Annotated in this window: 2 protein-coding genes and 1 pseudogene; 1 reads left to right on the top strand and 2 read right to left on the bottom strand. The window is 73.3% G+C overall.

Translation table 11 applies throughout. The features are described 5' to 3' along the window. Positions 1-175 precede the first annotated feature (175 nt). Positions 176-1,075 (top strand): hypothetical protein, encoded by a 900-nt coding sequence (locus FNQ90_RS14845; RefSeq protein ID WP_182606816.1) that lies wholly within the window; start codon positions 176-178, stop codon positions 1,073-1,075. 37 nt (positions 1,076-1,112) lie between these two features. Here the strand turns inward: FNQ90_RS14845 and FNQ90_RS14840 are convergent. Together FNQ90_RS14840 and disA are read right to left on the bottom strand one after the other, a co-directional pair. Then, positions 1,113-2,814, bottom strand: a pseudogene (locus FNQ90_RS14840) (beta-N-acetylhexosaminidase). A gap of 48 nt (positions 2,815-2,862) precedes the next feature. Then, on the bottom strand, positions 2,863-3,969 hold the full coding sequence (gene disA, locus FNQ90_RS14835) for a DNA integrity scanning diadenylate cyclase DisA (RefSeq protein WP_143622254.1): 1,107 nt from the start codon (positions 3,967-3,969) through the stop codon (positions 2,863-2,865). Between the last annotated feature and the right edge of the window lie 78 nt (positions 3,970-4,047).

Raw genomic sequence — 4,047 nt, 5'->3', positions numbered from 1 at the left:
CCGTGGCGGCGGAGGAATTCGGTGTCATCGCCCCACGATCCTGGCATGTCCGACACCGTGGCGGGAACGGAGCGCGCCGCCCGACGCCGGGCTCACCCCGAACGGACGTGCGCGCAAGCGCAACCCGCCGGGGGAACGCCGCTGTTGGGGGGCGCGGGCAGCGTAGAGTTTGCGCGTGGGATCTCTGCGCACTCCGGTCGGACCGCTGCCCTCCTCCATCTATTGGCGGCGGCGGGCCGTTGCGCTGCTCCTGCTGGCCTCGCTGGGCCTGCTGGTCTGGTGGGCCATGAACATCGGGGGCACGGGCTCCACGGGGTCCGGGGACGACGGTGCCGGGGGCCCGGCCACCTCCATCTCCCCCGAACCGGACGAGGACGGGGACGGGGACGGGGATCTCGTCGAGGACCGGCCCGGTGGCCGGGACCCGGGGGATGAAGACGACGACGCCGACGACGACGCCGGGGAAGACACCGGGGACGCGGAGGGCACCGACGACGGCACCGGCGACGGCGCGGACGGGGACGGCGACCCGGCGGGCCCCGGTGCGGGTGACGTGGAGGGCATCGCTATCGACGACCCGGCCGCCCCGGCCGGCTCGGGTGGGGCCGGCGGCTCCGACGGCGGTTCGTCCGGCGGCTCGACGGGCTCCGGCGGCGCGGTCCCCGCATCCCTGCCCCGTTGTCCCGGGGGAGCCCTCGAACTCTCGCTGTCCCCGGTCTCCAACTCCTACCCGCCCGGTGAACTCCCCCGACTGCGGCTGACCCTGACGAACACCTCGTCCGCCGACTGCCGCGCCGATCTCGGCCACCGCTCGTTCACCCTCACCATGACCCGCACCGACGACGGCAATCGGACGATCTGGGACTCCACCACCTGCCCCACCGGCTCCGCCTCCGCCCCGGTGGCCGTGCCCGCGGACGACGGGACGGAGCGGATCATCACCTGGGACCGTCGTCGCTCCGTCGAGGACTGCGACACCCGGGGCCCCGAGGCGCCGTACGGCACCTACCTGGCCGAGGCCGAGATCGACGGCTTTCCGGTGGCCCGCACCACCTTCCGCCTCGAGGAGGACTAGGGTCGCCCGGGCGAAACGGCGGACCGTCGGGCCGGCGTCACCGTGCCGGCGGGGCCCCGTCCCGGGGACGGCCCGGCACCCCGGGGCGCCGCTGCCAGGGCCGGGGACCGGACGGCGGACGGTACTCCACCCCGAGCGCGTCGAGCCGGGCGTGGTGGGCGGCCTCCATCCGGCGCCCGAAATCGCCGAAGTCCCGCTCGACCGTCCCCGGCCGAGGGCTCCAGGCGACCTCCGCGAAGGCGGCCAGGCGCGGGAAAACCATGTAGTCCACGGCCCGGGCGCTGTCCATGGTCTCGGTCCAGACGTTGGCCTGGACACCGATGATCCGTGCCGCCTCCGCATCCGTCAGCGACTCCGGCACCGGCTCGAAACGGTGGACGTCCCTCAGGGTGCGGGCGTGCGCGATCGGCACCGGCTCGTCGGGGTCCTCGGACTGGCGCCAGTCGAGATAGGTGTGCTGCTGCGGGCACATCACCACGTCGTGTCCGGCGCGCGCCGCCGCGAGACCACCCTCGTACCCCCGCCAGGACATCACCGTCGCGCCCGGCGCCGATCCCCCTTCGAGGATCTCGTCCCAGCCGACCAGCCGACGCCCCCGCTCCGCCAACCACCGGTCGAAGTGGCGGATGAGCCAACTCTGCAATTCGTCCTCGTCGGCGAGGCCCAGCTCCCGGATGCGGCGTTGCGCGGCGGGGGAGGCCCGCCACTGCTCCTTCGGGCACTCGTCGCCGCCGACGTGGATCCATTCGGAGGGGAAGATCTCCAACACCTCGGTCAGGACGTTCTCGTAGAACTCCACCGTCGCCTCGGAGACGTTCAGCACGTTCGGGTTGATGCCCCAGCGGTCCCACGGCCTCAGCGCGGAGGTGTCCACCACATCGGTGTTGCCCAACCGGGGATGAGCCGCGATGGCGGCCTGTGAGTGGCCGGGCAGGTCGATCTCGGGGACGACCGTGATGTGCCGCGCCGCGGCGTACGCCACGATCTCCCGCAGGTCGTCGCGGGTGTAATGGCCACCGTGCGGACGCTCCTCCCACCGGGCGTCCCCACCGAACCCCTGTCGGGTGCGGGCCCGCCAGGACCCCACCTCGGTGAGCCGCGGATACCGTTCCACGGGCATCCGCCACCCCTGGTCGTCGGTCAGGTGCAGGTGCAGCACGTTCAGCTTGTGGGCGGCGAGCAGGTCGAGGTACCGCAGCACACCGTCCTTGGGCATGAAGTGGCGGGCGACGTCGAGCATCATGCCGCGCCAGGCGAAGCGGGGGGCGTCGACGATCCGCACCGGCGGTACCCTCAGGGGGCCGTGGCGCAGCGGGGCGCGCCGGAAGGCGTCCGGGCCCGGCAACTGCCGCAGGGTCTGCGCCCCCCCACAGCACCCCGGCCGGTCCACCGCCCTCGATCACCACTTCGGAGGCGTCCACCACCAGTTCGTACGCCTCGGGGCCGCGCCCCGCGAGCCGCTCGGCGACCCGCACGGTGATCGCGTTCCGCGCGCCGGGCCCGCCGGAGCGCAGCGACAGGCCGATCGCCGGACCGAGCACGGAGGTCAGCCACCGTTCGGTCGTCCCGCTCGCCGCGTCCGCGACCAGCCGGGTGTCGGGGTCGAGGACGAACGCGCCGCCCTCCGTCGGACCGGACAGGAGCTCCACCGGAGCGGGGATCAGGTGCACGGCCCGACCCCACGGAAGGTGATCACGGGGGAGAACAGGGCGGTATCGGACATCATCGGCCCGCCCCATCGGAACCCGCGCCGGCCGGGATCCGCCGGGAGGACCCCGGCACACCGGTCAGACGTAGCGCTCCAGGATGGAGGACTCGGCCAGGCGCGAGAGCCCCTCGCGCACCGAGCGGGCCCGGGTCTCACCCACCCCGTCCACCGCCTGGAGGTCGTCCACCGAGGCCGCCAGCAGCTTCTGCAACCCGCCGAAGTGGTCCACCAGCCGGTCGATCACCGCGCCCGGCAGCCTCGGCACCTTCGCCAGCAGCCGGAAACCGCGCGGCGAGACCGCGCTGTCCAGCGTCTCCGGCGAGGTGCTGTACCCCATGGCCCGGGCCACCATCGGCAGTTCCAGCAATTCGGGGTGGGTGAGCGCGTCCAGGTCCGCCAGCGCGGTGGACACCTTCTTCGACCGCTTCGCGCTCGCCTCGGGCAGGTAGTCGCGCACCACCAGCTGCCGCTCCGGCTCCACGCCCGCGATCAACTCCTCCAACTGCAGGGACAGCAGGCGCCCGTCGGTGCCCAGCTCCACCACGTACTCGGCGATCTCCGCCGCGATCCGACGCACCATCTCCAGCCGCTGCGCCACCGCCGCCACGTCCCGGACGGTGACCAGGTCCTCGATCTCCAGCGCGGAGAGCGTGCCGGTGACCTCGTCCAGCCGCAGCTTGTACCGCTCCAGCGTGGCCAGCGCCTGATTGGCCCGCGACAGGATCGCCCCGGAGTCCTCCAGCACCCGCCGCTGCCCGTCCACGTACAGCGCGATCAACCGCATCGACTGGCTCACCGACACCACCGGGAAACCGGTCTGGATCGACACCCGTTGCGCCGTGCGGTGCCGGGTGCCGGTCTCCTCGGTCGGAATGTCGGAGTCCGGCACCAACTGCACGCCGGCCCGCACGATCTTGGTGCTGTCGCGGTCCAGGACCACCGCGCCGTCCAGCTTGCACAGCTCCCGCAGGCGGGTCGCGGTGAACTCCACGTCCAGCACGAACCCGCCGGAGCACAGGGACTCCACCGTGCGGTCGAAGCCGAGCACGATGAGCCCGCCGGTGTTGCCCCGCAGGATGCGCTCCAGACCGTCCCGGAGCTGCGTGCCCGGGGCGATGGCGCTCAGGGACGCGCGCAGCAGACCGTCCGTCCTGCCCGCTCCCGTCGGCCGGTCGCTGGCTGCCATGCACTCCTCCGGGGACCGATGTTGCGGTGAGAGGAGAAGTCTACCGGCGCCGCCCCCGGCCCGAGGGCGCCGACGACC

The organism is Streptomyces alkaliphilus (genome assembly GCF_014141535.1).
Lineage (GTDB): Bacteria > Actinomycetota > Actinomycetes > Streptomycetales > Streptomycetaceae > Streptomyces > Streptomyces alkaliphilus.
This window is presented reverse-complemented; position numbering and strand designations above follow the sequence as displayed.